At 69.1% G+C, this 4,733-nt stretch carries 5 protein-coding genes; 1 reads left to right on the top strand and 4 read right to left on the bottom strand.

The window, feature by feature from the left end; translation table 11 throughout:
- From WA965_RS19315 to WA965_RS19305, 3 genes are all read right to left on the bottom strand, one after another.
- On the bottom strand, positions 1 to 185 hold a 185-nt coding region (locus WA965_RS19315), incomplete at its 3' end, for a hypothetical protein (protein ID WP_526447951.1).
- A gap of 145 nt (positions 186 to 330) precedes the next feature.
- Positions 331 to 1,806: an aldehyde dehydrogenase gene (locus tag WA965_RS19310; protein WP_526300714.1), complete on the bottom strand. Its 1,476-nt coding sequence runs from the start codon at positions 1,804 to 1,806 to the stop codon at positions 331 to 333.
- Positions 1,807 to 1,887: 81 nt separating this feature from the next.
- Positions 1,888 to 2,655 carry a class I SAM-dependent methyltransferase gene (locus WA965_RS19305; protein ID WP_526300712.1) on the bottom strand — a complete coding sequence of 256 codons (768 nt, stop codon included), beginning with the start codon at positions 2,653 to 2,655 and terminating at the stop codon, positions 1,888 to 1,890.
- Between the two features lie 37 nt (positions 2,656 to 2,692).
- Here WA965_RS19305 and WA965_RS19300 point away from each other — a divergent pair, with 37 nt between their 5' ends.
- Entirely contained in the window at positions 2,693 to 3,859 is a 1,167-nt protein-coding gene (locus WA965_RS19300; protein WP_526447949.1) for a glycosyltransferase family 4 protein, read from the top strand.
- A 4-nt stretch (positions 3,860 to 3,863) separates the two neighbouring features.
- On the opposite strand, the gene WA965_RS19295 is transcribed toward WA965_RS19300, so the two are convergent.
- Positions 3,864 to 4,733 (bottom strand): MmgE/PrpD family protein (locus WA965_RS19295; protein ID WP_526447947.1); only part of this gene is annotated, 870 nt, incomplete at its 5' end.

Raw genomic sequence — 4,733 nt, 5'->3', positions numbered from 1 at the left:
GTGCCGCACCGTCCGTCGCTGTGGGTGAGCGCCGCGGCGTAGCGCACCACCGCTGCGCCGTTCGGCCGGACGTGCACGCTGCGGGCCCGCACCGCATGCAGTGCGCAACCATGCTCACCGACCGCCGCCGACAGGATCGCACCGGCCTGCGGTCCGAGAAGGACGGACAGCGCATCGATCGCCATCCGTCCAGGGTGCGGGCGGCAGGGGTGCTAGCGATGAGACGTGGGTGAGAAGACTCTCATCAAGTCAGCAGTGGACGCCGAGTGCACGGGTTCTGACGGAAATCGGGTGAAATCCATCAGAATCCGTACTCTCGACGAGCCCTTGTCAGGTGGCCGGTGTGTAACCGAACGGCAGCAGGATGCTCTTGGCTTCGGTGTACGCCTCGACGCCTTCGGGGCCGTTCTCGCGGCCGATGCCGGAGTTCTTGAAGCCGCCGAACGGGGCGCCCGGGTCGAAGGCGTACATGTTGACCGCGTAGGTGCCGGTGCGGATCTTGCGGGCGATCTGCAGCGCCTTGTCGTTGTCGGTGGTGTAGACGCTGCCCGCGAGGCCGTAGACCGAGTCGTTGGCGATGCGCACCGCGTCGTCCTCGTCCTCGTAGGCGATGACGGCCAGCACGGGTCCGAAGATCTCCTCCTGGGCGATGGTCATCGAGTTGTCGACGTCGGCGAACACCGTCGGCTGGACGAACCAGCCGCTGTCGAGTCCGTCGGGGCGGCCACCGCCGGTGACGACGCGCGCACCCTCGTCGATGCCCTTCTGGATGTAACCCTCGACGCGCTCGCGCTGCTTCTCCGAGATCAGCGGTCCGATCATGGCGGCGGCGTCATCGGGCAGACCGACCGGCATCGCGGCGACCGCGGCGGACAGTTTTTCGACGACCTCGTCGTAGCGCGACCGCGGCGCGAGGATCCGGGTCTGGCCGACACAGGCCTGGCCGCAGTTCATCAGGCCCGAGAACACCAGCATCGGCAACGTCGAGTCCAGGTCGGCGTCCTCGAGGATGATGGCCGCCGACTTGCCGCCCAGTTCCAGCGTGCAGGCCTTGAGCTTCTCGGCCGCGATCTTCGCGACCTCCTTGCCGACGCCCGAGCTGCCGGTGAAGGTGAACTTGTCCAGTTCGGGGTTGGCGGTCAGGGCGCGTCCGGTCTCGGCGCCACCGGGCACGATCGAGAGCACGCCTTCGGGCAGCCCCGCCTCGGCGAACATCTCGGCCATCGCGAACACCGACAGCGGGGTCTCCGCGGCCGGCTTGAGCACCACGGTGCAGCCGGCCAGCAGGGCGGGCCCGAGCTTGTTGGCAGCCAGGAAGAACGGCACGTTCCACGCCGTGACGGCCCCGACGACACCGATCGGCTCCTTGACGACCAGCGTCTGGCCGTAGACGCCGTCGCGGATGTCCTGCCAGGTGAACTTGTCCGCCGCACCCACGTAGTAGTTGAACGACGACATCGCCGCGCCGTACTGCATCATGTCGACGATCGTCGGCGGCTGACCGGTTTCGGCGGCGAGCAGGAACTTCAGCTCGTCGCCGCGCTCCTCCATGATCTTGACGGCGCGGCCCAGGACCTCGGCGCGCTCTGCGGGGGACATCTGGGGCCACGGCCCCTCGTCGAAGGCCTTGCGGGCCGCTGCGCACGCCGCGTCGACGTCGGCGGCGGTGGCCAGCGGCACCTTGCCGACCAGTTCGCCGGTGGCCGGGGAGTGCACCTCGATCACGTCCGAGGAGGCCGGCTCGACCCACTTGCCGCCGATGAACAGCTTGTCCCATTCGGTTTTGAACGCGGTGCTCTGGGTCATTTTGCTCCTTGCGTGCGCGGTGTCATGCCCGTCACATTACCGACCGCGACGCAAAACGAGAACCTGTTGCAGTTCAAGCCATCAGGATGGCTGCAACACCAGCACCAGGTTGCTCACCAAGAACTCCCGGACTAGCGGCACCGAGGTCAATCCCCACGCCCATCGCGGGTGGTAGCGGGGAAATGCGGCGACCAGCGCGCCGGTGCCCTCGCCCCACCGCAGACCGTCGGCCGCCGACACCGCGAACAACGACGAGCCGTAGTCGTTCTTCGGTCGGTGGCCGTGTTTGCGGGCATATCGGTCGGCAGCACGCCGGCCGCCGACGTAGTGCGTCAACCCCGTCTCGTGCCCACCGAACGGGCCCAGCCACACGGTGTAGGACAGCACCGCGAGGCCGCCGGGACGGGTCACCCGCAGCATCTCCTCGCCCAGCAACCAGGGTTCGGTGACGTGCTCGGCGACGTTGGACGACAGGCAGATGTCCACGCTGGCGTCGGCGAACGGCAGTGCGGTGCCCGAGGCCCTGACGAACATCCCGTCGCGGCGGTGCGACCGGGGCGCGGCGGCGTGCATCTCGCGCGGGTCGGGTTCGACGCCGATGTAGCGGACGGCGCCTGCCGTGAACGCGGACGCGAAGTAGCCGGGGCCGCCACCGACGTCCAGCAGTGTCCGGCCGGTCGGCGCGGAACCGTGCAGCGATGTCCACAGATCGGTCACCATCGTCACGGTGTCGGCGGCAAGGGCGCCGTAGAAACGGTCGGGGTCGCTCTGTTCGAAGCGGAAGGCCGCGAGCAGTCGCAGCGACCGCGACAGCGTCGCGCGCCGGGTGAACAGATCGGTAGCGACCACGCGGACACCCTACGCAGGGCGGTTAGGCTGGCACCCGATGTCTGTTCCCAGCCTGCCGGTCCGCTCCGTGTTGCTGCTGTGCTGGCGCGACACCGGGCACCCCCAGGGCGGCGGCAGCGAGACCTACCTGCAGCGCATCGGCGCGCAGTTGGCCCAGTCGGGCGTCCGTGTCACGCTGCGCACCGCCCATTACCGCGGCGCCGCGCGGCGCGAGACCGTCGACGGCGTCCAGATCCAGCGGGTCGGCGGAAGCTACTCGGTGTACGTGTGGGCCGGGCTGGCGATGGCGGCCGCGGTGGTCGGTCTGGGCCCGTTGCGGCATGTGCGTCCCGATGTGGTCGTCGACACCCAGAACGGCCTGCCGTTCCTGGCCCGGTTGGTGTTCGGCAGGCGGGTGGTCGTGCTGGTGCACCACTGCCACCGCGAGCAGTGGCCGGTGGCCGGGCCGGTCATGAGCCACATCGGATGGTTCGTCGAGTCCCGGCTGTCACCGCGGCTGCACCGACACAACCAGTACGTCACGGTGTCGCTGCCCTCGGCACGGGATCTGGCGCTGCTCGGGGTGCACTCCGAGCGTGTCGCTATCGTCCGCAACGGTGTCGACGCCGCACCCGAGGCCACGTTGTCGGAGGCGAGGTCGACGACTCCGCGGGTCGTCGTGCTGTCCCGATTGGTGCCGCACAAGCAGATCGAGGACGCGCTCGACGCGATCGCCCGGCTGCGGTCCCGGATCCCGGGCCTGCACCTCGACGTGCTCGGCGACGGTTGGTGGGCGGAACGACTCGTCGACCACGCCCGCCTGCTCGGCATCGCCGACATGGTGACGTTTCACGGTCACGTCGACGATGACACCAAACATGCTGTCCTGCAGCGCAGCTGGGTGAACATACTCCCGTCGCGCAAGGAGGGCTGGGGACTCGCCGTCGTGGAGGCCGCCCAACACGGGGTGCCCACCATCGGGTACCGGTCCTCCGGAGGGCTGTCGGACTCCATCGTGGACGGCGTGACCGGGCTGCTGGTCGACGACTGCCAGGGGCTGGTCGACGGTCTCGATCGGGTGCTGAGCGACGCGGTGCTGCGCGAGCAACTGGGCGCCAAGGCCCAGGTGCGCAGCGGCGAATTCTCCTGGACGCAGAGCGCCGACGCGATGCGGTCGGTGCTGGACACCGTGCACGCCGGCGGCTACACCAGCGGCCTCATCTGATGCCCTACTGCGGGACCGCCAGGGCAACGACATCCACGATGTCGGCGAGTTCGCCGAGTTGCCAGGCTGTTTGGGCCAGCTGACGTGACCGGGCCACGCCCAACACCGGCGCGGCGAGGCCGTGGTACTTGTCCTCGAGTTGACCGTCCGTCATCGGGTTGTCCGGTGTGCCCAGGTTGTGGGCGACATGTCGCGCCAACGAACGCCCGTCACGCAGCGTGACCACCACGCGTGCGGAGTCCTTGGACTGTTCCTCGTCGACGTGGACGGCGACGATCTCGCGGAGGCGCACCACCTCGGGCGCGTTGACCCGTTCGTCGGTGAACTGGGCAGTCGACGCGGCACCGTCGGCCAGGGCGGCGGCGAGCACGTGATAGATGCTGAACTTGCCCTGCAGTCCGGTGCGCGGTTCGGTCGCCCCCGTCGTCGTCTTCACGTAATCGTGCACGTAGGCGTCCACCGAGACGACATCGTCGGCGCTGAACCCGTGTTCGGTACGCAGTTCGAGCAGTGCCTGGGCCGGCGGGTGCGTCAGCGACCCGCAGGCGTAGGGCTTGAAGCCGTCGCGTGGCAGGTACCACGTCTCACCGAGGCCTTCCAGCGCCCGCCCCGGCGCAGGATCGGGGGAGAACAGATGCAGGAAACCGCGGTGCCCCTCGATGGATTCGGGACTCGAGGTGATGCCGTCGCGTGCGAGGAAGCCCGACAGCAGGCCGTCCATCGCGGCCTTACCCGCGTGGATGGACTTGCCGGTCGACCCGTACACGACCTTCATTCCTGCGCTCTGCGTCGCGCCGGTGCCCAGAGCCGCGAGCGTCTCGGCCGCGGACAGGCCCAGCAGACGCGACGTCGCGACGGCGGCGCCGATGTGGCC

The organism is Mycobacterium sp. (genome assembly GCF_049683935.1).
GTDB lineage: Bacteria > Actinomycetota > Actinomycetes > Mycobacteriales > Mycobacteriaceae > Mycobacterium.
Note: the sequence above shows the minus strand (reverse complement) of the source record. Positions and strands in the feature narration are given on the sequence as shown.